We start from the raw sequence: 25,833 nt of genomic DNA, 5'->3' as shown, positions 1-25,833 counted from the left end.
CGGCGGTGATTGCCTTCGCATCACAACGCCTCGCCAAAAGGGAACGCATTCACGTTTCGGCAGACTTTGTTGGCATCTGTTTGCGGCACACTTCTGCGGATGGATGCTGCTTCGATCAAACAGAACAAATGGGTGCGGCGTGGGGTCGTCGCGTTGTTGGTGTTGTTGGCCCTGTGGGTCATCGCGTGGCTGGCGGTGCCGCCGATCGCCAAGAGCCAGCTCCAGAAGATCGCGAGCGAAAAGCTGGGCCGGCAGGTCACCGTCGGCAAGATCGACTTCAAGCCCTGGACGCTCGAGCTCGCACTGAATGACCTGCGCATCGCCACCGCCGACGGCAAGCAGCCGCAGGTGGCCATCAAGCGCATCTATGCCGACGCCGAACTGCAATCGCTGTTCCGCCTTGCGCCGGTGATCGACGCGGTGACGGTCGAGGCGCCCGCGGTGCTGCTCACGCACCTGGCCGACGGCAAGTACGACATCGACGACATCCTGGCCAAGCTGGCCTCGGGCCCGCCGCCCGATCCGAAGGCCGAGTCCGCGCGCTTCGCGATCTACAACATCTCGATCAAGGACGGCGCGGTCGACTTCGACGACCAGACCGTCAAGCGCCGGCACGAGCTGCGCGGCTTCATGCTGAACGTGCCGTTCCTGAGCAACCTCGCCTCCAAGCGCGAGATCACGACCGAGCCCAAGCTGGCCTTTGCGCTCAACGGCAGCCAGTTCGACTCGGCCGCCTTCACGACCCCGTTCGCGCAAAGCCGCAAGACCGATGCCCACGTGCAGTTCAAGGGGCTCGACCTCGTGCCCTACCTGGGCTACATCCCCGGCGGCCTGCCGGTGAAGCTGCAGGCCGGCAGCCTGGATGCCGACCTGAAGATTGATTTCCAGCAGACCAGCACCATCGGCCTGAAGATCACCGGCACGGTCGAGGCCCACGGCGCCAAGCTGGGCGACGCGCGCGGGCGCGACCTGCTGGGCTTCGACTCGCTCAAGCTGGCGTTGGCCGACGTGCGACCGCTGGAGTCGGTGTTCCACCTGAGCGAGGTCGCGCTGACCAAGCCGCAGCTGGTGGTGGCGCGCGACGCCGCCGGCCAGCTCAACCTGATGGCCACCGACCCCGCGACCGGCGCGGCCGAAAAGGTGGCGCCGCTGCCTGCGCCCGCCGCGAGCGCGGCGGACGGCAAACCGGCCGTCGAGAAGCCCAAGCTCAAGGTGCAGGTCGACAAGATCGCGCTCGACGGCGGCCGTGTCGGCTGGCGCGACGAAACCGTCAAGCCCGCCGCGGCCATCGACCTCACCGACCTCGGCATCAACCTCACGGCCGTCACCTGGCCCATGGAAAAGCCCGCGCAGTTCGACGGCAGCACCGCCGTCGCGGGCGCCACGCTGAAGTTCAAGGGCAACGCCACCGACAAGGTCGCCGACGTGCAGACCGAGGTCGAGGCGCTGCCGCTGTCGCTGGCCGCGCCATACCTGGCGCAGAGCCTGGAGCCCACGCTCGACGGCAAACTCAGCGGCCAGATCGACGTGTCCTGGGCCCAGCCCGACCTGAAGTTCAAGGCGCGCCGCCTGGCCGCCGACGGCCTGGCGCTGACCCAGGCCAAGACCGCGCTGGCCAGCGTCGGGCGCTTCGAACTGGTCGACGCCGAGGTCGACATGACCAAGCACACCTTGAACATCGCGTCGTTCACCGCGACCAACCCGAAGGTGAGCGTCGAGCGCGACAACGAGAAGCGCTGGATGTTCGAGCGCTGGCTCAAGACCCCGGCCGGCGGCGCCAAGGTGGCGGCGCCCAAGCCGGCCGACGCCGGCGCGGCGCGCCCCAACAGCGCCAACACCAAGCCCTGGGCGCTGACGCTGGGCACGCTGGCGGTCGACAACGGCAGCCTGTCCTATGCGGACAAGGCCGGCTCGGCGCCGGTGGCGATCGAGGTCACGGCCTTCAAGCTGCTGGCCCAGAAGATCGCACCCGATACGAACACCGTCTCGCCGCTGCAGGTGTCGGGCCGCATCGGCGCCGGCCGCCGCGCGGACCCGGGGCGCTTCGACTACAAGGGCAACATCGTGCTCAAGCCGCTGGCGGCCGAGGGGCGGCTCGAGGTGGCGTCGTTTCCGGCGCATGCCTTCAAGGCCTACTACGCCGACGCGCTCAATGTGGACATCCGCCGAGCCTTCGCGAACTACCGCGGCACGGTGCGCTACGCGAGCGCACCGGCCGGCATGAGCCTGAAGCTGGCCGGCGACACCGCGCTGGACGACTTCCGCGCCAACAGCGTCTCGCTGACCCAGTCGCCGGGCTTCGACCGCGGCAACAGCCAGCTGCTGAGCTGGAAGACCCTGAGCCTGCGCGGCCTGCAGGTCAGCCTCGCACCCAACGCGGCCCCGACAGTGGACGTGCGCGAAACCACGCTGACCGACTTCTTCGCCCGCGTGATCGTCGACCCCACCGGCCGCCTCAACCTGCTGAGCCTGACCAAAAAGGGCGAGGAAGCCTCGAAGGCCGCCGCGGCCATCGCCGCCGAAGCCAGCACCAAAAAGGGCCCGGGCGGCACGACCACCACGACCCGCACGCCGACCGCCTCGGCGCCGCAGCGGGCTTCGGGCGGTGCGCCGGTGTCGGCCGAAGCCATGGTCGGCGGCGCGCCCGAGCCTGCGCCGGCTGCGTCTGCACCCGTCGTGGCTGCCGCGCCTGCGGCCGATAGCGGCCCGGCACCGGTCATCAACTTCGGTCCGATGAGCCTGGTCAACGGCAAGATCGACTTCACCGACCTGTTCGTCAAGCCCAACTACTCGGCCGACCTGAGCGAGCTGACCGGCAAGCTCAGTTCCTTCTCGTCGAACCCGCTGAACGGGCAGGGCGGCCGCCCGGCGCTGGCGGACCTCGAGCTGCGCGGCAAGGCGCAGCAGACCGCGGCGCTGGAAATCACCGGCAAGCTCAACCCGCTGGCCAAGCCGCTCGAACTCGACATCACGGCCAAGATGCGCGACCTCGACCTGGCCCCGCTGTCGCCGTACTCGGTGCGCTACGCGGGCCACGGCATCGAGCGCGGCAAGATGAGCATGGACGTCAACTACAAGATCGCGCCCGACGGCCAGCTCACCGCCACCAACAAGCTGGTGCTCAACCAGCTGAAGTTCGGCGACGAGGTGGCCGGCGCGCCCAACAGCCTGCCCGTGCGCCTGGCCGTGACCCTGCTGGCCGACCGCAACGGCGTGATCGATGTCGACCTGCCGCTGCGCGGCTCGCTCAACGACCCGCAGTTCAGCATCGGCCCGCTGATCTTCAAGGCGGTGGTCAACCTGATCGTCAAGGCCGTGACCGCGCCGTTCAGCCTGCTGACCGGCGGCCTGGGCGGTGGCGGCAGCGGCGATTCGAGCGCCATCACCTTCGAGCCCGGCAGTTCCACGCTGAGCAGCGGCGCCAAGGAGAGCCTGGACAAGGTCGTGAAGGCCCTGACCGAGCGGCCGACGCTGCAGATGACCGTGGTGGGTACCTCCAGCCTTGAGAAGGAGCGCGACGCCTACCAGCGCCAGCGCCTGCGCCAGCTGACTCAGGCCGAGAAGCGCCGCGTCGCCGTGCGCGGCGGCCAGACCGGCACCGAGGTGGCGCCGGTGACCGATGCCGAATACCCGGAGCTGCTCACAGCCGTCTACAAGCGCTCCGACATCACCAAGCCGCGCAACATGGTCGGCCTGGCCAAGGACCTGCCGGTGAAGGAAATGGAAAACCTGCTGCTGGCCAGCGTGCCGGTCGACGAGGAATCGATGCGCCAGCTCGCCGTCGAGCGCGGTGCCGTCGTGCGCGACTACCTGCTGGCGCAGAAGCTGCCGAGCGAGCGCCTGTTCCTGGGGGCCGTGCGCACCACGGCCAGCGGCAGCGACTGGAAGCCCGGCGCCGAGCTGAGCCTGACCATGAAATAGCTGGCGGGGCTTGGCTTTCGCCTCGCCTTGCCATATATCCTGCGGGCCCTTTTCAGCCCGCTGAACGGTGCGCGCCGCAGTTCCGACACGGAATTCGGCGGGCTGTTCGCCAACTGGGTGAAAATGTCGATGTGCGCCGGCCTTTGCCGGCGCCTTCGCTTTCTCTACCAAGACAACGATTTCGCGCAGTGACCTCTACTTCTTCCAAGCCACACGACCTCCAGGCCCTCGACACGCTCACCGGCGGCGCCTTCACCGCGCCGACCTCGGGCGAGCGCGCCGCGCGCATCCGCGACTGGCTCGCGGGCAACCCTTCGTCCGAGCAGATGCAAGAGGTCTTCAAGGAGTTGAGCGGCCGCGACAAGGGCGCCGCGCGCCTGCTGCGCGAAAAGCTCGACGAAATCAAACGCGCCAAGGGCCAGGAAGCCATCGCCGCCGAATGGGCGCAGAAGGCCGAAACGCTGCTGGCGCAGTCCAAGCTCAACATCGCCGACGCACTGGCCTGGCAGCGTGACGCCGCCAAGGCCGGCGCACCGCTGTCGCGCGAACCGCTGGCCGGGCTGAAGGCCCAGCTGGCCGAGCGCGTCAAGGGCATCGAAGACCTGCAGCACCGTGCGCAGGTCCACCGCGAAGCCGCCGTCCTGCTGGCGCAGCGCTTCGAAGTGCTGTCCACCAAGGGCTGGAAGGACGCCCAGGCCGCCGAGGAATCGCTGCGCGCCGACGTGACCCACTGGCAGCAGCAGGCCGCCGACATCGTGGCCGATGCCAACTGGAACAGCCTCGACGCCAAGTTCGCCCCCCAGCTCGAAGCTTCCAAGTCGCAGCTGCTCGTGGTGTCCGATTCGTTCCACGGCGCGCTGGCGCAGGCCGTGGCCGCAGCCGCCGATGCCGCCGCGCCTTTGCCCCCGGTGCCCGTCTGGGCCGACGAACTGCGCGCCGCACGCGGCGAGGTGGTGGCGCCCAAGCCCGCCGCGCCCGCCCGTCCCGCCGCACCCAAGGTCGACCCGGCCGTGCGCGCTGCGGCACAAGATGCCGTGCAGGCCGCCCTCGCCAAGCTCGAACAGGAAACCGCCGAAGGCCACGGCAAGGCCAGTGCCGGCGCCGCCGCTGCGCTGCGCGCCGTGCTCAAGGAACACGGCAAGCTGGTCGACGCGCCGCTCGAAGCCCGCGTGCATGCTGCACTGGTCGCCGCCGGCGAACTCGAAGGCTGGCAGCGCTGGAGCGCCGACAAGGTCCGCGAAGACCTCGTCGCCAAGGCCGAAGGCCTGCTCAAGCGCCCCGAAGGCCAGGCCCTTGGTGGCCGCAAGATGCAGGAAACCCTGCGCGCCCTGCGCGACCAGTGGAAGCAGGCCGACCAGGGCGGCGTGCCGAACCACGCGCTGTGGAAGCGTTTCGACGAAGCCTGCAACGAAGCCCACAAGGTCGTCGAGGCCTGGCTCGAGAAGGTGCGTGCCGATGCCGCCGAACACCGCGCCCTGCGCGTCGCGCTGATCGAAGAGGTCAAGGCCTGGGCCGCCGCGCATGCCGGCGCCACCGACCTGAAGGCGCACAACCGCGCGCTGCACCAGTTCGCCGACCGCTGGCGCGATGCCGGCCACGTGGGCGAGAAGGTGTTCGCCGAGCTGCAACCGCTGTGGAATGAAGCGTTCGGTGCCGCCCGTGCCCCGTTCGAAACCGCTCAGAAGGCCAGCGTCGAACGTCGCCAGGCCATGATCGCCGAAGCCACCGAGCTGGGTGCCCAGCCGATGCTGCGCATCGACGCCGTGAAGGCGCTGCAACAGCGCTGGCAGCACGAGGCGCAGAGCGTGCCGCTCGACCGCCGCCACGAACAGAAGCTGTGGGACGCGTTCCGCGCACCCATCGACGAAGCCTTCAACCGCAAGACGGTCGAGCGCGAAAAGGCATCGGCCGCCATGAGCGAGCACGACCGCCATGTGCTCGAAGCCTCCAAGGCGCTCGACGCGGCCAATGCCGGCGGCGACGCACAGAAGATCCGCGCCGCTATCGCCGGCCTCGAAGCCGCACTGCGCGGTGAAGTGCCCGCACCGGCACCCGCCACCACGAGCGACGGCCCCTCGGTCGGCGCCACCGGTGTCGAGGCCCCCGGCCAGGCCGCCGCCGAGTTCGGCGAAAGCGCCGAGCAGACGCCGGGTTCGAGCGATGCCGAAGCCACGCCGTCCGCACCCGCGGTCGCAGCGGCCGATGCGCCGGATCTGGTTGCGCCTGCAGACGGTGCCGATGCCTCGGCCCGCAGCGACAGCGCTGCGCACGAAGCCGGTGAGGCTGCGAGCGTCGCACCGGCCGCGCCGCCGAAGCCCGCACCCAAGCCCGTGGTCGCCATGCGTGGCGACGACCGGCCCAGCAGCAAGAAGGCCGAAGCCGCACCGGCCGCTCGCGGCACGGGTCGCTTCGGTGATCGCCGCGACGGTGGCCGTCCCGGTGCCGGCGGCCCCGGCCGTCCGAACGACCGTGGCGGCCCGCGTCCCGATGCCCGTGGTGGCGATCGCGGCGCGCCGGGCGGCGGCCGTTTCGGCGACCGCCCGCCGCGCGAAGACCGCGGCCCGCGCCTGGGCGATGCCGCCTTCCGCGCGCAGCGCGAAGCGCTCGAGCGTGCCGACATGGCGCTGCGCAAGCTGGCCGCGCAGGCCCACGGCGAAGCGCTCACTCAGGTGCTCGGCGCCTGGGAGCAGCGCGATGCCGCCCGCCTGCCCAGCGTGCAGGAACTGGGCCGTGCCGTGACGCCGGCCGTGCGCACGCAATGGTCGCAAGCCGTGGGTGCCGCACCGACGGCCGCCGCGAGCGATGCCGCCGAAGCGCTGCTGCGTCTGGAGATGGCCGCCGAAGTGCCGACGCCCGCCGAGCAACTCGACGCACGCCGCGCGCTGCAGCTCAAGCTGCTGACGAAGCGTGGCGATCCGACGCCGGCACAGACCTGGGGTCAGGACGCCGGCAAGGTGCTCGCCGCCGCGCACGACGCCGCCACTGCGCGCCGTCTGCAGAACGCACTGAAGGCCTTGTTGCGCAAATAAGGCGCCAGCGCGCATTCATGAGAAAGAGCCCGCCGCGTGCGGGCTTTTTCATGCGTGTCGACCCGTCCCGGCTCAAGGCAATTTGGCCAGGATCTTGTCCATTTCCCTGGCGGTATAGGCGCGCAGGGAGCGCGTGCGCACATTGCCCTGCATGGCGATGGCCAGACTGAATGCACAGAGCGCCTGCTCGTCCTCGGACTCCAGCACGCAGACCACATCGCAGTCGCCCATGGTCCAGAAGATCTCGCGCATGTTGACGCCGAGCTTCTGGGCGGTTTCCTTGGCGGCGGCAGCGCGTTTGGTGGTTTCCTTGACGCTCTGGATGCCCTTGTCCGTGAAGCTCAGCATGCCGATATAGGTCACCATTTTCTGCTCCTGTGTTGTTATCCGCGGGGGACGAATCACATGAAGCAACGCCGCCCCCGATGGCGACGCTCCAGGTCATCGGGCGCGCAGCGGTGCTGTGGAGGGCGATGGCCGCAGCGATGCTACGCCTGGGGCCTGCAAAGGCAAGGCGCCCCCGATCAGCGCCTACTCAGGACGAGGTATGCGGACCGCGATCGCGCGCGCAAGCAAGGAAACCAGATGTGAGGGGCGGTCAGGCCTGCGCAGGCCGAAAGAACGCATCGAAGAGAGCCAGCACTCCCGGGAAGTCCCGCGCGAAGTTCGGCCGATTCACGAAGTAGGCCTCGCAGGCCACCGCGAAGAACTCGCTGATCGAGGTGGCACCGTAATCGTCGAGCCAGGGCGGCTCGGCGCCGAAGCGTTCGGCGAGGATGGTCTTTTCGCGGAAGTCGTCGTAGGCCGGCTGCAGCACGGCCATCCAGGCCGCACGCGCCTCGCGTGCGCTGCGCCGGCCCATGAAGCCGGCTGGCAGCGGCGGGCAGCCGTCGGCGATGCCGTTGCGCATGTCGATCTTGTGGGCGAACTCGTGGATCACGACGTTGTAGCCGCCCTCGCTGCTGACGCTGCTCGCGAGCACGTCCTGCCAGCTGAGCATGACGGGGCCCTGGTCCATCGCCTCGCCGGCGACGACCTCTTCGTATTCGTGCACGACCAGCGCGTCATCGACGACCTTGCGTGGCGCCACCACCTCGGACGGATGCACCACGATGCCGACGAAATCGTCGTACCAGTCGAGCCCGTCCTTCAGGTGCAGCACCGGCAGCACGGCCTGCGCCGCGATGGCCAGCGCCACCTCGTCGGTGATGACGAAGCCCTGCGTGCCATGGAATTCCTTGTCCCGCAGGAACTCGGCCGCCAGCGTGCGCAGCTGTTGCTGCTGCGCGGGCGGCAACTCGCCCAGGAAGGCGTAGCGCGTGAGCGTGGCGCGCCAGGCGGCGTCGGGAATCGGGGGCAGGGTGCGCAGCCGGCGCAGCCACTTGAACATCGGCGGGCGGTGCGGCTAGCGCAGGTCGACGCGCTGCGCGCCGGCAGCCGACAGGCACAGCAACTGCGCACGCGGCGGATGGGCGGCGGCATCCCAGTCGCTCAGCACGATGCGACGCAGGCCATGGCCCAGGTCGTGGACAGCGGGGCGGTGGGTGTGGCCGTGGATCAGCGCGCTGGCGCCCGCGTGCTGCAGCCATTGGCGGGCAGCGTCGGCGTCCACGTCGGCCCAGAGGGTCGAGGGATCGCGCTTGCGGTCTTCGCTCTGTGCGCGGATGGCGCGAGCGAGGGCGCGGCGCTCTTCCAGCGGACGCGCGAGGAATGCGGCCTGCCATTCAGGCGTGCGCACCTGGGCACGAAACTGGAGGTAGTCGGTGTCTTCGAGGCAGAGGGCGTCGCCATGGCTCAGCAGCCAGCGTTCGCCGTGCAGCACCAGTACCGTCGGGTCGTCGAGTAGCGTCAGGCCGCATTGCGCGGCAAAGGCCTTGCCGACGAGGAAGTCGCGGTTGCCGTGCATGAAGAACACCGGCAGGCGCTGTGCGGTGCGTTGCAGCAGCTCGACGCACTGGGCCTCGAAGCCGGGCTGGGCGGCGGCATCGTCGCCCACCCACACCTCGAACAGGTCGCCGAGGATGACCAGCGCATCGGCCGGCGTGGTCTGCAGGTAGCCCTGCCAGGCCTCGAAGGTGGCCAGCTCGCTGGCCTGCAGGTGCAGGTCGGAAATCAGGTCGACGGTGCGCCACGCGGGCGGCGCCACCAGCTCGGAGAAAGCCGGGTTCGCCACCGGGGTCATGCCGCTGCGCCGTGCCTGAAGTGCATCACTCGACAGTGACGACTGCCTTTTCGATCACGACGTCCTCGAGGGGCACGTCGTCATGGAAGCCCTTGCGGCCCGTCTTCACGGCCTTGATCTTGTCGACGACATCGGTGCCGCCCGTGACCTTGCCGAACACCGCGTAGCCCCAGCCCTGGGCCGAGGGGGCGGTGTGGTTCAGGAAGCCGTTGTCGGCCACGTTGATGAAGAACTGGGCGGTGGCCGAGTGCGGTGCGCTCGTGCGGGCCATGGCCACGGTGTAGTTGGCGTTCTTGAGGCCGTTGTTGGCTTCGTTCTCGATCTCGGCGCCGGTGGGCTTTTGCTTCATGCCGGGCTCGAAACCGCCGCCTTGCACCATGAAGCCGGGGATCACGCGGTGGAACACCGTGTTGTCGTAGTGGCCCTTCTTCACGTACTCGATGAAGTTGGCGGTCGACTTCGGTGCCTTCACGCCGTCGAGTTCGAGCGTGATGACGCCGTAGTTCTTGATGTGCAGTTCGACTTGGGGGTTGCTCATGAGTTAGCTCCTTCTTCGGAAACGAGATTACTTCGCCAGCGTGGCGGACTTGATGGTGAGGGTTTCGACGGGCACGTTCTGCATGCCGCCCTTGTTGCCGGTCTGCACGGCGCGGATCTTGTCGACCACGTCGGTGCCGGCGACGACCTTGCCGAACACGGTGTAGCCGTAGCCGTCGGGGTTGGGCGCGTTGAGCGAATCGTTGTTCTTCACGTTGATGAAGAACTGCGAGGTGGCCGAATTGGGGTTGCCGGTGCGGGCCATCGCGATCGTGTACTTGTCGTTCTTCAGGCCGTTGTTGGCCTCGAGCGGGATCGGCGGGCGCGTGGGCTTTTGCTGCAGGTCGGCGGTGAAGCCGCCGCCCTGGATCATGAAACCGTCGATGACGCGGTGGAACACCGTGCCGTCGTAGTGCTTGTCCTTGACGTACTGCAGGAAGTTTTCGACCGTCTTGGGGGCCTTGGCCGCATCGAGCTCGACCACGATGTCGCCCGCCGAGGTGGCGAGCTTGACGCGCGGCGCGGCCTGCTGGGCGTGCGCGCCGGCGGCGGCGCCGAGGGCCAGGGCCGCGGCCAGTGCGAGGGCGCCGCGGCGGCTGAAACGGGAAAGTGCAGAGGTCGTCAAATGAGGCTCCGTGTGCGGGTGGAGGGGAGGGCGGTGGGCCTGCGATGGCGCAGGTTGGGAGGCAACTGTGTGCGCACCGCCGGATTGCAAGAGGCTGTTACTTGGTCGTGCGGCCCACGGGCTTGCGCACTTCGGGCGGCGCCGCCGGCAGCACGGCCGCATCGGCCGCGGCCTTGGGCGTGAAGATCTGGCGGATCAGCGCGAGCTTGGGCGCGACGCTTGCATTGGTGGTAGCGAATTGCTGGGCGCGCTGGTATTCCTGGGCCGCCAGGCGCGCGTACACGTCGCCGAGGTTCTCGTGCGCGGTGGCGTAGTTGGGGCTGAGCTTGAGCGCGGTTTCGAGCGCGGCGCGGGCCTGGTCGAACTTGCTCTGCGACGCGTACAGCGCCGCGAGGTTGTTGTAGGGCTCGGGCAGTTCCGGGAAGTCCTGCGTGAGCTGCGTGAACGCGGTGATCGCGTCGGCGGTCTTGTTCTGCTCGGTGAGGATCACGCCGCGCAGGAAGCGCATCTGCGGGTCGCGCGGCTTGCCGGCGATGTAGGTGTCGGCCTTGGCCAGCGCCTCGGCGGACTTGCCCTGGCGCAGCAGGAGGTTGACGTCGTCGTAGTCGTTGGCGTGCGCGGCGAAGCCCCACAGACCGAACAGCAGTGCAAAGGCGATGGGGAGTCTGGAGAACGCGGCGTGCTTCATGAAGCCTCGGCAGGATTGGGGGAGAGCGGGGGCCTGGAGAACACCCGGATGCTGCGCGGCGGCAGCCGTTTATACTGCGTCGCATTGTAGCCGAGGGGCCACGTCGAACCCCTCGTAGCCACGCCCCCGTCACCCCTGAAATACACCGTTGCTCGCCCGTACCGCACGTGCGCGAATCAACGCTTTCCGAGTCCCATGAGTCTGCGCATCTACAACACGCTGTCGCGTGAATTGGAGGATTTCTCCCCCCTGCAACCTGGACAGGTTCGCATGTACGTGTGCGGCATGACCGTCTATGACCTGTGCCACATCGGCCACGCCCGCATGATGATGGCGTTCGACGTGGTGCAGCGCTGGCTGCGCGCCAGCGGCTATGCCGTGACCTACGTGCGCAACATCACCGACATCGACGACAAGATCATCGCCCGCGCGGTCCAGCGCGGCATCACCATCCGCGCGCTGACCGACGAGGTGATCGCGGCCATGCACGAGGACATCGGTGCGCTGCGCATCGAGCCGCCCACCATCGAGCCGCGCGCCACCGAGTACGTGCCGCAGATGCTCGGCATCATCGAGACGCTGGAACGCAAGGGCCTGGCCTACCGCTCGGACAACGGCGACGTGAACTACGCCGTGCGCAAGTTCCCGGGCTACGGCAAGCTCTCGGGCAAGTCGCTCGACGAACTGCATGCCGGTGAACGCGTCGCCGTGCTCGACGGCAAGCAGGACCCGCTCGACTTCGTGCTCTGGAAATCCGCCAAGCCGACCGAGCCCGACGACGCCAAGTGGGACAGCCCCTTCGGCACCGGCCGTCCGGGCTGGCACATCGAGTGCTCGGCCATGAGCTGCGCCACGCTCGGCGAGACCTTCGACATCCACGGTGGCGGCGCCGACCTGCAGTTCCCGCACCACGAGAACGAAATTGCGCAAAGCGAAGGCGCCAACGGCAAGCCGCTGTCGCGCTTCTGGGTGCACAACGGCTTCGTGCGCGTGGACAACGAGAAGATGTCCAAGAGCCTGGGCAACTTCTTCACCATCCGCGAAGTGCTGCAGAAGTACGATGCCGAGAGCCTGCGTTTCTTCCTCGTGCGCACGCATTACCGCAGCGCGCTGAACTACAGCGACGCGCACCTCGACGACGCGCGCAACTCGCTCAAGCGCCTGTACACCGCCCTCGACCTGGTGGCGCCCGCGGCCGTGGCCATCGACTGGACGCAGCCCCACGCGGCGCGTTTCAAGGCGGCGATGGACGAAGACTTCGGCACGCCCGAAGCCATCGCCGTGCTGTTCGAGCTGGCCGGCGAAGTCAATCGCACGAAGTCCGCAGACACCGCGGGCCTGCTCAAGGCGCTGGCCGGCACGCTCGGGTTGCTGCAAGGCGATCCGAAGGCGTTCCTGCAGGCGGGCACCACGCTCGACGAAGCCACCATCCAGGCGAAGATCGATGCACGCGCGGCGGCCAAGGCGGCGAAGAATTTCGCCGAGGCCGATCGCATTCGCCAGGAACTCCTCGAGCAGGGCATCGTGCTCAAGGATTCGCCCACGGGAACGACCTGGGCGGCTGCACAGTGAACGGAACGACGAACCCCGTACCCGCCACCCAGCAGACCAGCGTGCGCATCTACACGCCGGACTATTGGGAGGAAGCCTGCAAGCACCTGGCCAAGAAAGACCGCGTGATGAAGCGGCTCATTCCGAAGTTCGGCGAGGCCTGCCTCGAGTCGCGCGGCGACGCCTTCACCACGCTGGCGCGCAGCATCGTGGGCCAGCAGATCTCGGTGAAGGCCGCGCAGTCGACCTGGGACAAGTTCGCGGCGCTGCCGCGCAAGCTCACGCCGGCCAACGTGCTCAAGCTCAAGGTCGACGACATGCGCGGCGCCGGGCTGTCGGCGCGCAAGATCGAATACCTGGTCGACCTGGCCCTGAATTTCGATTCGGGCACCGTGCACGTCGATCGCTGGAAAGACATGTCGGATGAGCTCATCATCGAGGAGCTCGTGGCGATCCGCGGCATCAGCCGCTGGACCGCCGAGATGTTCCTCATCTTCCACCTGATGCGCCCGAACGTGCTGCCGGTCGACGACCAGGGCCTGCTCAACGGCATCAGCGTGAACTATTTTTCGGGCGACCCGGTCAGCCGCAGCGATGCCCGCGATGTCGCCGTGGCTGGGCGCCGTATTGCAGCGTGGCGACTTGGTATATTTGGCGATCGCTGGACCCCGTGCCGGTCGTTTACTAAGGATCACCCCCAGGCTTCGCGCACTTCGTGTCGCTTCGCCAACCCCCTTCGAGGGGGCAACACCGCAGGCCCGGCAAAGCCGGTTCCTCGGTGTTTCTGGAATGAATGCAAAAGAGCCGGATGGCCGGTCAATTGATGAAATAAACAGGAGAAGACGTTGGCGAAACGAACCTTCCTCGACTTCGAGCAGCCCATTGCTGAACTCGAAACAAAGATCGAAGAACTGCGTTATGTACAGACCGAATCGGCGGTCGACATCTCGGAAGAAATCGATCAGCTCGGCAAGAAAAGCCAGCAACTCACCAAAGACATCTACAGCGACCTGACGCCCTGGCAGATCACCAAGATCGCGCGGCATCCGGAGCGCCCGTACACGCTCGACTACGTCAACGAAATCTTCACGGACTTCGTCGAGCTGCATGGCGACCGCCATTTCTCGGACGACCTGTCGATCGTCGGTGGTCTCGCGCGCTTCAATGGCGTGCCCTGCATGGTGCTCGGTCACCAGAAAGGCCGCGACACGAAGGAGCGCACCGCGCGCAACTTCGGCATGAGCAAGCCCGAGGGTTACCGCAAGGCGCTGCGTCTCATGAAGACGGCCGAGAAATTCAAGCTGCCGGTGTTCACCTTCGTCGACACGCCCGGCGCCTACCCCGGCATCGACGCCGAAGAGCGCGGCCAGTCGGAAGCCATCGGCCGCAACATCTTCGAGATGGCGCAGCTCGAGGTGCCCATCATCGTCACCATCATCGGTGAAGGCGGTTCGGGCGGCGCGCTGGCCATCTCGGTCGGCGATCAGCTCGTGATGCTGCAGTACTCGATCTACTCGGTGATCAGCCCCGAAGGCTGCGCGTCCATTCTCTGGAAGACCAGCGACAAGGCGCAGGAAGCCGCAGATGCACTGGGCATCACGGCGCACCGCCTGAAGGCGCTGGGCTTGGTCGACAAGATCGTCAACGAACCCGTCGGCGGCGCGCACCGCGACCATCGCCAGATGGCCGCGTTCCTCAAGCGCGCGCTCAACGACGCCTTCCGCCAGGTCAGCGACCTGAAGACGAAGGAACTGCTGGACCGCCGCTACGAGCGCCTGCAGAGCTACGGCCGGTTCAACGACACCAAGGCCGACAACAGCCGCTGAGCGGCTTTCCCTTTTCCATCATGAGCGAAGCCTTCGAACGCGCCATGGCCGCGTTCGAACCGGCGAGCCTGCCGCTGGCCGTCGGCTTCAGCGGCGGCGCGGATTCGACCGCCTTGCTCGCGGCCTGCGCGACGCGATGGCCGGGGCAAGTGATCGCCTTTCACGTGCACCATGGCCTGCAGGCGGCGGCCGACGATTTCGAGCGGCAGTGCGCGCGGCTCTGCGAACAGCTCGGTGTGCCGTTGGTGACGCACCGGGTCGATGCGAGGCATGCCTTAGGCGACAGTCCCGAGGATGCGGCACGACGCGCACGCTATCAGGCGTATGCCGCCATGGCGCAAGCCGATGGGGCGCGGCCTGCCGTGTCGTCCATTGCACTGGGGCACCATGCCGATGACCAGATCGAAACACTGCTGCTGGCGCTGTCCCGCGGCGCCGGCCTGCCGGGCTTGGCGGCCATGCCCGCGCATGCGGTGCGCGACGGATTGAACATTCACCGGCCGCTGCTCGCAGTGCCAGCGGCCGACATCCGCAGCTGGCTGGTGCAACAGCAGTTGCCGTGGATCGAAGACCCGAGCAACGCCGACGCGCGCTACACCCGCAACCGCATCCGCGCCGTGCTGCTGCCGGCGCTGGCGGACACCTTCCCGCAGTTTCGTGCGACCTTCGCCCGCAGCATCGGCCACGCGGCGCAGGCCCAGCAGCTGCTGGGCGAACTGGCGGCGCAGGACCTGGCCGTGGTCGGTGAACCGCCGCAGCTGCGGCCGCTGCAGGCGCTGTCCCGCGCGCGGCAAGCCAACGTGCTGCGCCACTGGCTGATGCAGTCGCACGGCTGCGCACCGAGCGCGGCGCAGCTCGACCAGCTGCTGGACCAGGTCCGCGCCTGCACCACGCGCGGCCACCGCATCCACCTCAAGGTGGGCGCGGGCTTCGCCGAGCGCAGGGGAGAGCGGCTGCATTGGTACAATGCCCCGCCCTCGCTGAAGACTTCGCTCTGACGGCTTGCAGGGCGCCGCTTTCCAGGCGGCCCTTTATCTTTCTCTGATTTCATCCATGGCATTGATCGTTCACAAATACGGCGGCACGTCGATGGGCTCGACCGAGCGCATCCGCAATGTCGCCAAGCGCGTCGCCAAATGGGCGCGTGCGGGTCACCAGATGATCGTGGTGCCCAGCGCCATGAGCGGCGAAACCAACCGCCTGCTCGGTCTTGCCAAGGAGCTCTCCCCGGGCAAACCCGGCGTGGCCTATCACCGCGAACTCGACATGCTCGCCTCCACCGGCGAACAGGCGTCGTCGGCACTGCTGGCCATGGCGCTGCAGGCCGAGGGCGTGGAGTCGGTGAGCTACGCGGGCTGGCAGGTGTCGGTGCGCACCGACAACTCGTACACCAAGGCCCGCATCGAGAGCATCGACGACGCCAAGGTGCGTGCCGACCTCGCAGCCGGTCGCGTGGTGGTCATCACCGGCTTCCAGGGCGTGGACGACGAGGGCAACATCACCACGCTGGGCCGTGGCGGCAGCGACACCTCGGCCGTGGCCATCGCGGCGGCCATGAAGGCCAGCGAGTGCCTGATCTACACCGACGTCGACGGCGTCTACACCACCGACCCGCGCGTCGAGCCCGATGCGCGCCGTCTGACCACCGTGAGCTTCGAAGAGATGCTCGAGATGGCCAGCCTGGGCTCCAAGGTGCTGCAAATCCGCTCGGTGGAATTCGCCGGCAAGTACAAGGTGCCGCTGCGTGTGCTCTCGAGCTTCACCGCATGGGACATCGACATCAATGAAGAGGCCAAGTCCGGCACGCTGATCACTTTCGAGGAAGACGAAAACATGGAACAAGCCGTCGTATCCGGCATCGCATTCAATCGCGACGAAGCCAAGATCTCGGTGCTCGGCGTGCCCGACAAGCCGGGCATCGCGTATCACATCCTCGGTGCCGTGGCAGACGCCAACATCGAAGTCGACGTGATCATCCAGAACCTCAGCAAGGACGGCAAGACCGACTTCAGCTTCACCGTGCATCGCAACGAGTTCGCGCGCACGGTCGAGCTGCTGGAGTCGAAGGTGATGCCTTCGCTGGGCGCCACCGAAATCGTGGGTGACACCAAGATCTGCAAGGTCAGCATCGTGGGCATCGGCATGCGCAGCCACGTGGGTGTTGCGAGCAAGATGTTCCGTGTGTTGAGCGAAGAGGGCATCAACATCCAGATGATCTCGACCAGCGAAATCAAGACCTCGGTCGTGATCGACGAAAAATATATGGAATTGGCGGTGCGCGCACTGCATAAAGCGTTCGATCTGGACCAACCGAGCGCTTAAGTAATGGCATAATTGCGGTTGCTTTCAGGAACTGTGACCGAGTGGCCGAAGGTGCTCCCCTGCTAAGGGAGTATGGGGTGTAGAGCCTCATCGAGGGTTCGAATCCCTCCGGTTCCGCCAGGATTGGCTTCCTGATCACCTTGCAGTGATCAAACAGCCCAAAAGAGCCCCGCCAGTCGGGGCTTTTTTGCGTCTGCTCGCAATGCGTGGCTGCCCGCCGAAAAGGCGAGGCGATGTCTTCAGGACGGCAGCGGTCCGAGCACGGGCAGCGTCGCGATCGGCGCTGTGCCCACATGCAGTTCGCAAGGATCGCAAGGCACCGCAATCTGCCGTCCGTCGAAGCGCACCCGCACATGCGGATAGGTCGCCCCGGTGATGGTGCCGAGCCGGCCTTCGCAGACGACGCGATCGCCGCGACGGAACGACCGGCCGAACCGGAGCTTGATTTTTTCAAAACTCATTTCAGTGTCTCCTGGGTGTGCATCCGATGCTCAGCGCACCGGGTCGGGTTCGAGCGGTGGCCGCATGAGGGTCGCGGCCGTGTCCTGGAGGATCAGCGCGTGATCCGGGTCGTGGCTGAGGTAGGGGCTGGTCAGCAGCTGGCCGATCAGCCGGTCGAAGTGGTAGCGGACCTTGGCCGGCTCGGGGTGCGCGGCGTACAGCGCGCGCAGCATCGAGACGACGGCGCTGGTCTGCGTGGTCAGGACCTCCATGGAACCCAGGCGGCCCGCCGCTTCGAAAACTGCTTGTTGATCTGAGGGGGGCATCCGGGCCTCCTTTTTGGGGCGTTGGTGTGTCCAACGCAAAAAGAGGCTGAAAGGCTTACTTCGCGGGACTTACTCCCCAGAATTGGTGATGCCTTGCCTTTGATTTGTGACTTATTTCACAATTTTTGCTCACTGCCGCTGGGCAGGTGCAGACCCCAACACCTCGGCCAGCACCCGCAAGGCGTCGGTCGCCAGGTCCGAAAAGCGCACCGAGCAGGCCAGCATGAGGTTCAGCGGCAGCCCGAAATCCTCGATCAGCGTGCCCTCGGGGTCGCGCAGGCTGCCGTCCGGGTCGCGGCCGACGACGCCGGCCGTGGCGGCGCGCTGCGCATAGGTGCCCGGCGGAACGCCGTAGGCGGCCACCGGAAGGCCGAGCGCAATGGCCACGCCGACCTCGAACACCGTGCCCGAGTCCGGCTCCAGCCCGCGAAACGGCGCGAGGTTGGCAATGACGCCGTCCGCCGACCGCAGCAGCTTCATGTTCTCCTCGTAGATCCGGCGCGCGGGGTCGGGGCCGGCCGCCTTGCCGTCGAACGGCGGCACGGCCGTCATGCCGAGCGCGTCGCAGGCCAATGCCAGCGCGGCAAAGTACTGCGCGGCGTCGGGTCGGAACACGTCGGGGCCGGCGAGGTAGACCCGTGGACGCGTGGAAGAGGAGGGCATCTGTCGAGTATGCGACCGCCCCCGGCCAGCGCCAACGGGAAGGGCTGCGGCCCGGTTGGTTACTTCTTCATCGCCTTGACTTCGGCCATGCCCTTGCTTTCATCGGCCTTGGCCTGCTTCACGCAGGTCGACTTGGCTTCGCCCTTCTGGTCGTCGCATCTTTCCTTGGCGACGCTGTAGGCCACTTCCACCTTGGCTTCAGCCACCTTGCGCGCGTGGCTGTCGCTGGGCTTCATCTTCTGGTCGAGCTCGGCCTTGGCGATCTTTTCCTTGCCCTTGGCTTCCTCGACGCAGACATCCTTGGCGTTGTCCTTCATGGCATCGCAAGCGGCGCGGTCGGTCTTGTAGTCGGCCGAGATCTTGTCGCGGGCCGCCTTGTATTCGGCGACCGCCGGATCGACCGTGGCCGCGGGCGGCGGGTTCACTTGCGCTTGCGCCGAGACGGCCGTGAGACAGGACACGGCAGCGGCGCACATCCACATGAGCTTTCTTTGCATGGTCATCTCCTTGAAGGCGCCGGCGGTTGCCTCGTTGCGACAAGCGCAAGAGAACCGGCGCCCGAAAACCATCCTAGGAACCGACGGCGCGAGAGCGGTAGGACGCCTCGCGAAGCCGCCGTCAGCGCATGCTGACGCTCAGTGGCCTTCTGTTGTAGTGCCGTGCGCGCGCATCTCGCTGCGCAGGGCGCGCTGTCCCGAGGCCAGGGCGAGCTCGTAGCTCTCGACCGGGTCGAAGGCGCAGCGAAGGACGGTGGGATGCGCACCGTCGGTGTCGGTTTCAAGCAGCCGCCAGACAAAGGATCCGGGCGCCGGCTCGTCGATGATGAGTTCGATCGGATGTGTCATGGCCCCACCATGTCTGCTCGCGTGGTGCCTGTCTGTAGGCGAAGGCCGACCGATGCCGCGCCGCGCCACCAGAACCCCCAGATCTGGTGATGGCCGCAGCGCCGCCGCGAGGGGACACTGCAGTCTCGCGCGCGAAGCCTGGGTGATGATTCGGGCATGCTTCTCACCTTGTCCGAACCGTCCTGATGTCCGCTTTCTCTCCCCACCCCGACGGCCCGGCGATGACGCCGCCGCCCAGTCCCGACCTGCCGGCGCCCGTGCTCATCGTCGAGGACGACGCGCTGATGCAGCGGCGCATCGTCGGCATCCTGAACCAGCTGGGCTACGGCAACGACGTGCTGGTGCTTGCGGCCACGCTGGCCGATGCGCGCATCGAACTCGCGCGCCAGTCGTTCGCGCTGGCGCTGGTCGACCTGGGCCTGCCCGACGGCAACGGCGTGGAGCTGATCGCGCAGATGAGCGCGCCGACCGTTGCGGCAATGAACGCCGACGACGGCCCCGGCATCCTCGTGATCTCCGCCTGGAGCACCGACGACCTCATCCTCAACGCGCTGCGCGCCGGCGCCACCGGCTACGTGCTCAAGGAGCGCGACGACCTGGAGCTGCTGCTGTCGATCCGCAGCGTGCTGCGCGGCGGGGCACCGATTGATCCCTTCATCGCGCGGCGCATCCTCGACCTCACGCAGGCGCCGCCGGCCACGCCGGGGCGCGTCGGCGAAGATGTGCTGACCTCGCGCGAACTGCAGATCCTCCAACTGGTTGCCGAAGGCCTGACCAACCGCGAGATAGCCGAGCAGATCTTCCTGTCGCGGCACACCGTCGAATGCCACATCAAGAACATCTACCGCAAGCTCACCGTTTCCTCGCGCACGCGCGCCGTTTTCGCAGCGCGTTCGCGTGGCTTGCTGGCCTGAGCCTGTGGTGGTTGTTCGCGCACACGGCATGGGCGGCCGAGGCGTGCGCACCGCACATCGACAGCGTGCGGGCCGTGCGCGCCACCGCCGGCGCGGGGCCTGAAGCACCGCCGCCCATCGACGGCTGGCAGCCGGTGACGCTGCCCGACCACTGGGCCGAACGCTGGCCCGGCTTCGAGGGCATCGTGTGGTACCGCATCGACTGGCAACGCCCCTGCGCGGGCCGCGACGACGCGCCGCAGCTGGGCGTGGCCTTCGACTACCTGAGCATGGCCGGCGCGATCTCGCTGAACGACAACCTGCTCTGGCGCGACGCCAGCCTGGTCGAGCCGCTGAGCCGCAGCTGGAACACGCCGCGCGTCTTCTTCCTGCCGGCCGCCGCACTGAACCCCGGCACCAACACGCTGTGGGTGCAGGTGGTGGGCGGCAGCATGTACGGCTCGGGGCTGGGCCGCGTGGTGCTCGGCACGGCGGACGCGGCGGTGGCGTACCACGACGAACGCCGCCTGTTCGCGCGCGTGCTGCCCGCGGTCAACCTCGTCATCTCGATCACGCTGGGCTGCTTCTTCCTCGTGCTGTGGCTCATGCGCCGGCAGGAGGTCGCCTACGGCTGGTACGCGCTCAGCGCCATCGCCTGGCTGGTGTTCGCGAGCAACACCGTGGTCAGCACCTTGCCGTGGCCGTTCGACTCCACCGATGCCTGGTCGCGCTGGATCACGGCCTGGATGGTCCTGTACGTGAGCTGCTTCTGCATGTTCATGTGGCACTTCGGCGGCCAGCGCTTTCCGCGCCTGGGCCGCGCGCTGTGGACCGTGGCCGCGCTGGCCGTGGCGGCGATCGCGCTGCTGCCGCAGCCCGAGTTGTCGGTCGCGACGCTGGCGGTGTTCATCGCGTACTCGCTGCTTTTTATGGCAGCCTGCGTGCAGTTCATCCTGCGCGCACTCGATACGAAGAAGACCGAGCACCTGCTGCTGGCCCTGTGCGTCTTCGGCTTCCTGGTGGCTGCGGTGCACGACGCGCTGATGATCCTGCGCGTCATCGACGACCGCTTCGGCTACACCGTGGTCACGGCGCCGCTGATCATGATCGGCATGTCGCTGATCCTGGCGGGCGGCTTCACGCGCAGCCTGCGCCGCGTTGAGAACTTCAACGACGATCTGGCGCGCGAAGTGCGCGGGGCGCGCACCGAGCTGGCCGACACGCTCAGCCGCGAACACCGCCTGGAACTCGACAACGTGCGGCTGCACGAGCGCCTGAGCGTGGCGCACGACCTGCACGACGGCCTGGGCAGTTCGCTGGTGCGCTCGATCGCGCTGGTGGAACAGTCGGGCGAGGCGCTGCAGCGGCCGCAGTACCTGTCGATGTTCAAGTCGCTGCGCGACGACCTACGCCAGATCATCGACACCCACAGCGGCGGCGCGGCCCCGGTGGCCGCCACGCCCACGCAATGGCTGGCGCCCATGCGCCACCGCTTCGGCCGCCTGTTCGAGGAGATGGGCGTGCGCAGCCACTGGCAGACGCCCGCGGCCTGGCCCTGCGCGCTGTCCGCGCGCCAGGTGCTGGGCCTCACGCGCCTGCTCGAGGAGGCGCTGGCCAACGTGGTGAAGCACAGCCGTGCGCGCACCCTGCGCGTGCAACTGCTGGCCGACGGCGAAGCGGGCGTGCTGCTGAGCGTCGAGGACGATGGCGTGGGCTTCGATGCGGTGGCCATGGCCTCATCGATCGGCGGACTGGGCCTGCGCAGCATGCAGGCGCGCATGGCGCGCATCGGCGGCACGCTGCAGATCGATGCGGACGATGGCGGCACGCGGTTGGCGGCGAGGGTGCAGGCACCCGTGGCAGGCGCTGGCAGCAGCTGAGGCGCGCTGCGCGTGATCAGCGCGCCTTGCGGAACGCGCGCACCTCGGGTGCGGGGTGGTCTTCGATGTGCTGCAGCAGGAAGTCGAGAAACTCCTGCGCCGACGGCGAGAGTCCCCGGTCCTTGTTGAGCCACACCTGGAACTTGCGGCTGAGCACGGGCGTGACGAGGGGGCGGAATTCGAGCTGCTGACGCTGCAGCAGCACGCCCGCATAGGGCAGGCAGGTGGTCACGCCCAGGCCGTGCTCGACCATGCTCAGCGCCGTCGTCAGGAAGGCCACTTCATGCGTCGGGCTGAACTCCAGCCGGCCGGGCGACGCATACAGCTCGGCGCTGAGCAGCTGCGTGTACTCGCCCTGCAGCGAGATCACGGGGTAGCGGACCAGGTCGCTCCAGGCGACCCTTTGCTTTTTGGTGAGCGGATGCCCCGGCGGCAGCACCGCGAGGAAGGGCAGGGTGAAGAGCGTGCGCGCCACCACGTTGGCGGGTGCGTCGCGCTCGGGGCCGATGGCCAGGTCCACGTCGCCGTTGATGAGCCGGCCCAGCACGCTTTCGACCATCGAGTCCTGCAGGCGCACGCGGATGCCGGGGTACTTCCGGGCGAAGGCGGCCATGATTTCCGGCATGACCGTGCACGCCATCACCTGCGGCACCGCGATGCGCACGGTGCCGGTGCGCAGCTCGCGCAGGTCGGACACCGCATCGAGCGCCATGCCCAGGTCCTGGAGGATGCGCTCGGCCATCGGCAGGAACACCTCGCCCGCGCTGGAAAGCTGCAGCTTGCGCGTCGTGCGGTGAAGCATCTGCACGCCCAGGTTCGATTCCAGGTCCTTGATGAGGCCGCTCAGTGCCGACTGCGTGATGTGCAGCCGCAGGGCGGCCTCGGTCACGCTGCCGGCGCGGGCCACCGCGATGAAGGCGCGCAGTTGGCGCAACGTGACATTCATCGGTTTTTCCGATAAGTGGGAAAGAAATATCTGATTGAACCATGAATGAAGCTCGCATCCAATCGCAGCGCCATCACAACAACCACTGCCAGGAGACATCGTTCATGCCCGTTTCTCATCGCCTTGCGCGCCGCGCCTTCCTTTCGCTCGCGGCCGCCGTCCTTGCTCCCGGCGGGGGCCACGCGCAAGCGCAGGCGCAGGCCTTTCCGTCCAAGCCGATCAAGTGGATCGTCGGCTACCCCGCCGGCGGCGGCAGCGACTTCCTGGCCCGCACCATCGGCGCGCAGATGTCGGTCCAGGCTGGCCAGCCGGTGATCGTCGACAACCGGGCCGGTGCCGGCGCCATCATCGGCGCCGAGGTCACGGCCCGGTCGCCGGGCGATGGCTACACCGTGTTCACGGCCGACAACGGCGTGCTCGTGTACAACCCCGCGCTCTACAAGAAGCTGCCCTATGCCGTCGACCGCGACTTCGCGATGCTCGGCCTGATGGCCCGCACGCCGCTCGTGCTGGTGGCGGCGCCCTCGACGAACCTCAAGACGATCGGCGCCTTGATGGAGCAGCTCAAGAGCAAGCCGGGCACGCTGTCGTACGCCTCGCCGGGCAACGGCAGCCCGCACCACCTGGCGATGGAGCTGTTCCTGAGCCGAAGCGGCCTGTCGACGATGCACGTGCCGTACCGCGGCGCCGCGCCCGCGCTGCAGGACGTGATGGGCGGGCAGGTGCCGCTGATGGTGGTGGACACCTCGTCGGGGCTCAGCGCCATCCAGTCGGGCAAGGTCATTCCGCTGATGGCGTTCAGTGCCAAGCGGCTGCCGATCCTGCCTGCCGTGCCCACGGTGGGCGAGCAGGGCTTCAAGGACTCGGAGGCCTACGCGTGGCAAGGGCTGGTGGTGCCGGCCAGCACGCCTGCCGCGATCCAGGGGCGCCTTTCCAAGGAGATGCAGGCGGCGGTGGGCAACGAGGGCGTGCGCAAGAAGCTGCAGGAAGGCGGCTGGGAGCCCGTGCCGAGCGACAGCGTGCTGATGAAGACCTACGCCTTCGCCGAGACCAAGAAGTGGCACGCGCTGATCCGTGAGCGCGGCATCTCGCTGGACTGAAGACACCGCCTCGTGAGGAGGCGGGCCGGGGCACGCCGGCGGTGTTGTAGCCTGTGGCCCCATGGATTCCCTCATCGCAGCCTCCGCGCGCGCGCTCGCTGCCGGCGACGCGCTGGGTGCCCTCAAGCGCGTGGCCTTGCGCGACGACCCGCCGGCGCTCGCGCTGCGCGGCATCGCCATGGCCCAGCTCGGCGAGCACCCGCGTGCGCGCGAGCTGCTGCGGCGTGCCGCGAGCGGCTTCGGGGCGCACGAAGAACTGGCGCGCGCCCGTTGCGTCGTCGCCGAAGCAGAGGTAGCACTCGCGATGCGCGACTTGGGCGGCTCGCCGCGCGCGCTGACCGCCGCGGCCGCCACGCTCGAAGCACGCGACGACCTGGCCAATGCGCTGCAGGCGCGGCTCATTGCGGCGCGCCGGTTGCTGCTGCTCGGCCGGCTCGACGAGGCCGCCGCCGCGCTGTCGCTGCTCGACGGGCACAGCCTGCCGCCGTTGCTGTCGGCGGTGGCCGAGCTGGCATCGGCGGAGTTGGCCTTGCGCTCACTGCGCACCGCTGCGGCACGCGCGGCGCTCGACCGCGCGCACGACGCGGCCTGGCGTGCGCGCGTGCCGGCGCTGCTGGCCGAAGTGGCGGAGGCGCGCGCCGCGCTCGAACGTCCCGCCGCCCGGCGCATCGCTGCCGGCGGTGAACAGGCCCTGCGCCTCGAGGAGGTCGAGGCGCTGCTCGCGTCCGATGCGCTCGTCGTCGATGCCTGTCGCCGTGGCGTCGGGGGCGGCGACACCTGGCGTTCGCTCGCACGCCGGCCCGTGCTGTTCTCGCTGGCGCGTGCGCTGGCCGCGGCCTGGCCCGGCGATGTCGACCGCGACACGCTGATCGCCGACGCCTTCCGCACCCGCGACCCCGACGAGACGCACCGCGCGCGGCTGCGCGTCGAGATCGGCCGGCTGCGCGCGCTCGTCAAGCCGATGGCGCGCATCGAGGCCACGCCGCAGGGCTTCATCCTCCAACCTCTGGATGCGCGTCCGGTCGTGGTGCTGGCACCGCCCATCGACGGCGAGCAGGCTTCGCTGGTGGCGCTGCTGTCCGACGGCGCGGCCTGGTCGACCTCGGCGCTCGCGCTGGCCCTGGGCGCGAGCCAGCGCACGGTGCAGCGCGCGCTGGCCGAACTCGAGGCCGAACGGCGCGTGCGCGCCATCGGACAGGCCAGGGCGCGCCGCTGGCTGGCCCCGCCGCTGGCGGGATTCACGACGATCTTGTTACTCCCCGCTGCGCTGCCGATTGAATAGAGTCGGGCTCATGCGCTACCCCCTGTGGCGCACCTACAGGAGCCCACCATGAGCAGTAGCAGCAACAGCAGTCAGAGCAAGAAGGCAGGCAAGGACCGATTCGAAGGCGCCGTGCAGGCCGCGCAGATCGTGCGCGAGTACGGCCCGTTCGAAGGCGTGGAGCGCATCCACGGCGTGACGCACGACGGCCACCAGGTGTGGGCCGCCACCGGCGGGCAACTGGTCGCCTTCGACCCCGCGAGCGGCGAAGCCACGCGCCGCATCGACGTCGCCTGCGACGCCGGCACCGCCTTCGACGGCACCTGCTTCTATCAGATCGTCGAGGCGCGCATCGACAAGATCGACGCCGCCACCGGCAAGGTGCTGGCCTCGATTCCCGCGCCCGGCAACGGCTCCGACTCGGGTCTCACCTGGGCCGAAGGCAGCCTGTGGGTGGGCGAGTACCGCGACCGCAAGATCCACCAGATCGACCCGGCGACCGGCGCGATCCGCCGCACCATCGAATCGAACCGCTTCGTCACCGGCGTGACCTGGGTCGACGGCGAACTCTGGCATGGCACCTGGGAAGGCGACCAGAGCGACATCCGCCGCATCGACCCCGCCAGCGGCGACGTGATCGCGCGGCTGGAAATGCCCAGCGGCGTTGGCGTGAGCGGCCTGGAGTCCGACGGCGCGGGGCTCTTCTACGCCGGCGACGGCCGGGCCAGCAAGGTCCGCGCGGTGCGTCGCCCGAAGACGGCCACGGCCTGAACGAAACGCAAGCCAAGGAGCACACC

At 68.2% G+C, this 25,833-nt stretch carries 24 protein-coding genes, 1 tRNA gene and 1 pseudogene; 14 read left to right on the top strand and 12 right to left on the bottom strand.

The features are described 5' to 3' along the window. Window positions 1–99 precede the first annotated feature (99 nt). The 3 genes from ACAM52_RS13320 to ACAM52_RS13310 are packed head-to-tail and all read left to right on the top strand — an operon-like array spanning window position 100 to window position 6,950. Complete coding sequence (locus ACAM52_RS13320) at window positions 100–3,921, top strand: DUF748 domain-containing protein (protein WP_369647271.1); 3,822 nt, start codon at window positions 100–102, stop codon at window positions 3,919–3,921. 27 nt (window positions 3,922–3,948) lie between these two features. Next, window positions 3,949–4,113: a hypothetical protein gene (locus tag ACAM52_RS13315; protein WP_167395012.1), complete on the top strand. Its 165-nt coding sequence runs from the start codon at window positions 3,949–3,951 to the stop codon at window positions 4,111–4,113. After that, the gene (locus ACAM52_RS13310; RefSeq protein ID WP_369647270.1) at window positions 4,110–6,950 is read left to right on the top strand and encodes a DUF349 domain-containing protein; all 2,841 of its coding nucleotides are present in this window, start codon (window positions 4,110–4,112) and stop codon (window positions 6,948–6,950) included. The genes ACAM52_RS13315 and ACAM52_RS13310 overlap by 4 nt, the downstream gene beginning before the upstream one ends. Before the next feature lie 72 nt (window positions 6,951–7,022). Here ACAM52_RS13310 and ACAM52_RS13305 read toward each other — a convergent pair whose 3' ends face one another. The 6 genes from ACAM52_RS13305 to ACAM52_RS13280 all read right to left on the bottom strand — a co-directional run bounded on the left by ACAM52_RS13305 (window position 7,023) and on the right by ACAM52_RS13280 (window position 10,982). Then, a complete protein-coding gene (locus ACAM52_RS13305; RefSeq protein ID WP_369647269.1) occupies window positions 7,023–7,316 on the bottom strand; it encodes a GYD domain-containing protein in 294 nt (97 codons plus the stop codon). A gap of 232 nt (window positions 7,317–7,548) precedes the next feature. Continuing rightward, window positions 7,549–8,340, bottom strand: a complete 792-nt coding sequence (locus tag ACAM52_RS13300; protein ID WP_369647268.1) for a zinc-dependent peptidase — start codon at window positions 8,338–8,340, stop codon at window positions 7,549–7,551. A 15-nt stretch (window positions 8,341–8,355) separates the two neighbouring features. After that, on the bottom strand, window positions 8,356–9,132 hold the full coding sequence (locus ACAM52_RS13295; RefSeq protein WP_095745034.1) for a UDP-2,3-diacylglucosamine diphosphatase: 777 nt from the start codon (window positions 9,130–9,132) through the stop codon (window positions 8,356–8,358). 25 nt (window positions 9,133–9,157) lie between these two features. After that, window positions 9,158–9,670: a peptidylprolyl isomerase gene (locus ACAM52_RS13290; RefSeq protein ID WP_070060416.1), complete on the bottom strand. Its 513-nt coding sequence runs from the start codon at window positions 9,668–9,670 to the stop codon at window positions 9,158–9,160. Between the two features lie 27 nt (window positions 9,671–9,697). Continuing rightward, window positions 9,698–10,246: a peptidylprolyl isomerase gene (locus ACAM52_RS13285; protein ID WP_369647733.1), complete on the bottom strand. Its 549-nt coding sequence runs from the start codon at window positions 10,244–10,246 to the stop codon at window positions 9,698–9,700. A gap of 145 nt (window positions 10,247–10,391) precedes the next feature. Next, window positions 10,392–10,982 (bottom strand): tetratricopeptide repeat protein, encoded by a 591-nt coding sequence (locus tag ACAM52_RS13280; protein WP_062480948.1) that lies wholly within the window; start codon window positions 10,980–10,982, stop codon window positions 10,392–10,394. Window positions 10,983–11,177: 195 nt separating this feature from the next. On the opposite strand from ACAM52_RS13280, the gene cysS reads away from it, so the two are divergent. From cysS to ACAM52_RS13250, 6 genes and pseudogenes are all read left to right on the top strand, one after another. After that, on the top strand, window positions 11,178–12,554 hold the full coding sequence (gene cysS / locus ACAM52_RS13275; RefSeq protein WP_369647267.1) for a cysteine--tRNA ligase: 1,377 nt from the start codon (window positions 11,178–11,180) through the stop codon (window positions 12,552–12,554). Between the two features lie 41 nt (window positions 12,555–12,595). Continuing rightward, a pseudogene (locus ACAM52_RS13270) lies at window positions 12,596–13,221 on the top strand (DNA-3-methyladenine glycosylase). A gap of 157 nt (window positions 13,222–13,378) precedes the next feature. Beyond that, on the top strand, window positions 13,379–14,359 hold the full coding sequence (locus tag ACAM52_RS13265; RefSeq protein ID WP_056582036.1) for an acetyl-CoA carboxylase carboxyltransferase subunit alpha: 981 nt from the start codon (window positions 13,379–13,381) through the stop codon (window positions 14,357–14,359). A 20-nt stretch (window positions 14,360–14,379) separates the two neighbouring features. Next, on the top strand, window positions 14,380–15,357 hold the full coding sequence (tilS, locus tag ACAM52_RS13260; protein WP_159272080.1) for a tRNA lysidine(34) synthetase TilS: 978 nt from the start codon (window positions 14,380–14,382) through the stop codon (window positions 15,355–15,357). Between the two features lie 55 nt (window positions 15,358–15,412). Then, window positions 15,413–16,681 (top strand): aspartate kinase, encoded by a 1,269-nt coding sequence (locus tag ACAM52_RS13255; RefSeq protein WP_062480939.1) that lies wholly within the window; start codon window positions 15,413–15,415, stop codon window positions 16,679–16,681. Between the two features lie 27 nt (window positions 16,682–16,708). Beyond that, window positions 16,709–16,801 (top strand) — tRNA-Ser (locus tag ACAM52_RS13250). Between the two features lie 119 nt (window positions 16,802–16,920). Here ACAM52_RS13250 and ACAM52_RS13245 read toward each other — a convergent pair. The 5 genes from ACAM52_RS13245 to ACAM52_RS13225 form a co-directional block, all read right to left on the bottom strand. After that, window positions 16,921–17,142, bottom strand: a complete 222-nt coding sequence (locus ACAM52_RS13245) for a hypothetical protein (protein WP_369647266.1) — start codon at window positions 17,140–17,142, stop codon at window positions 16,921–16,923. Window positions 17,143–17,172: 30 nt separating this feature from the next. Continuing rightward, window positions 17,173–17,448 (bottom strand): hypothetical protein, encoded by a 276-nt coding sequence (locus ACAM52_RS13240; RefSeq protein WP_369647265.1) that lies wholly within the window; start codon window positions 17,446–17,448, stop codon window positions 17,173–17,175. A gap of 129 nt (window positions 17,449–17,577) precedes the next feature. After that, window positions 17,578–18,111, bottom strand: coding sequence for a nucleoside 2-deoxyribosyltransferase (locus ACAM52_RS13235; protein WP_062480933.1), 534 nt, complete (start codon window positions 18,109–18,111; stop codon window positions 17,578–17,580). A 59-nt stretch (window positions 18,112–18,170) separates the two neighbouring features. Then, window positions 18,171–18,608: a hypothetical protein gene (locus tag ACAM52_RS13230; protein ID WP_369647264.1), complete on the bottom strand. Its 438-nt coding sequence runs from the start codon at window positions 18,606–18,608 to the stop codon at window positions 18,171–18,173. A gap of 138 nt (window positions 18,609–18,746) precedes the next feature. After that, window positions 18,747–18,956, bottom strand: a complete 210-nt coding sequence (locus ACAM52_RS13225) for a hypothetical protein (RefSeq protein WP_139705507.1) — start codon at window positions 18,954–18,956, stop codon at window positions 18,747–18,749. Window positions 18,957–19,141: 185 nt separating this feature from the next. Here ACAM52_RS13225 and ACAM52_RS13220 point away from each other — a divergent pair, with 185 nt between their 5' ends. Together ACAM52_RS13220 and ACAM52_RS13215 are read left to right on the top strand one after the other, a co-directional pair. After that, window positions 19,142–19,870 carry a LuxR C-terminal-related transcriptional regulator gene (locus ACAM52_RS13220; RefSeq protein ID WP_369647263.1) on the top strand — a complete coding sequence of 243 codons (729 nt, stop codon included), beginning with the start codon at window positions 19,142–19,144 and terminating at the stop codon, window positions 19,868–19,870. Window positions 19,871–19,881: 11 nt separating this feature from the next. Further along, the gene (locus ACAM52_RS13215; protein WP_369647262.1) at window positions 19,882–21,729 is read left to right on the top strand and encodes a 7TM diverse intracellular signaling domain-containing protein; all 1,848 of its coding nucleotides are present in this window, start codon (window positions 19,882–19,884) and stop codon (window positions 21,727–21,729) included. Between the two features lie 16 nt (window positions 21,730–21,745). On the opposite strand, the gene ACAM52_RS13210 is transcribed toward ACAM52_RS13215, so the two are convergent. After that, window positions 21,746–22,675 carry a LysR family transcriptional regulator gene (locus ACAM52_RS13210; protein ID WP_095947825.1) on the bottom strand — a complete coding sequence of 310 codons (930 nt, stop codon included), beginning with the start codon at window positions 22,673–22,675 and terminating at the stop codon, window positions 21,746–21,748. 104 nt (window positions 22,676–22,779) lie between these two features. Here ACAM52_RS13210 and ACAM52_RS13205 point away from each other — a divergent pair, with 104 nt between their 5' ends. The 3 genes from ACAM52_RS13205 to ACAM52_RS13195 all read left to right on the top strand — a co-directional run bounded on the left by ACAM52_RS13205 (window position 22,780) and on the right by ACAM52_RS13195 (window position 25,807). Next, the gene (locus ACAM52_RS13205; RefSeq protein WP_369647261.1) at window positions 22,780–23,775 is read left to right on the top strand and encodes a Bug family tripartite tricarboxylate transporter substrate binding protein; all 996 of its coding nucleotides are present in this window, start codon (window positions 22,780–22,782) and stop codon (window positions 23,773–23,775) included. 61 nt (window positions 23,776–23,836) lie between these two features. Beyond that, window positions 23,837–25,057, top strand: a complete 1,221-nt coding sequence (locus tag ACAM52_RS13200; RefSeq protein WP_354343464.1) for a helix-turn-helix domain-containing protein — start codon at window positions 23,837–23,839, stop codon at window positions 25,055–25,057. A gap of 48 nt (window positions 25,058–25,105) precedes the next feature. Further along, the gene (locus tag ACAM52_RS13195; RefSeq protein ID WP_082818306.1) at window positions 25,106–25,807 is read left to right on the top strand and encodes a hypothetical protein; all 702 of its coding nucleotides are present in this window, start codon (window positions 25,106–25,108) and stop codon (window positions 25,805–25,807) included. Window positions 25,808–25,833 lie beyond the last annotated feature (26 nt).

Origin of the sequence: Variovorax sp. V118, from assembly GCF_041154445.1 — a bacterium.
Lineage (GTDB): Bacteria > Pseudomonadota > Gammaproteobacteria > Burkholderiales > Burkholderiaceae_C > Variovorax > Variovorax boronicumulans.
This window is presented reverse-complemented; position numbering and strand designations above follow the sequence as displayed.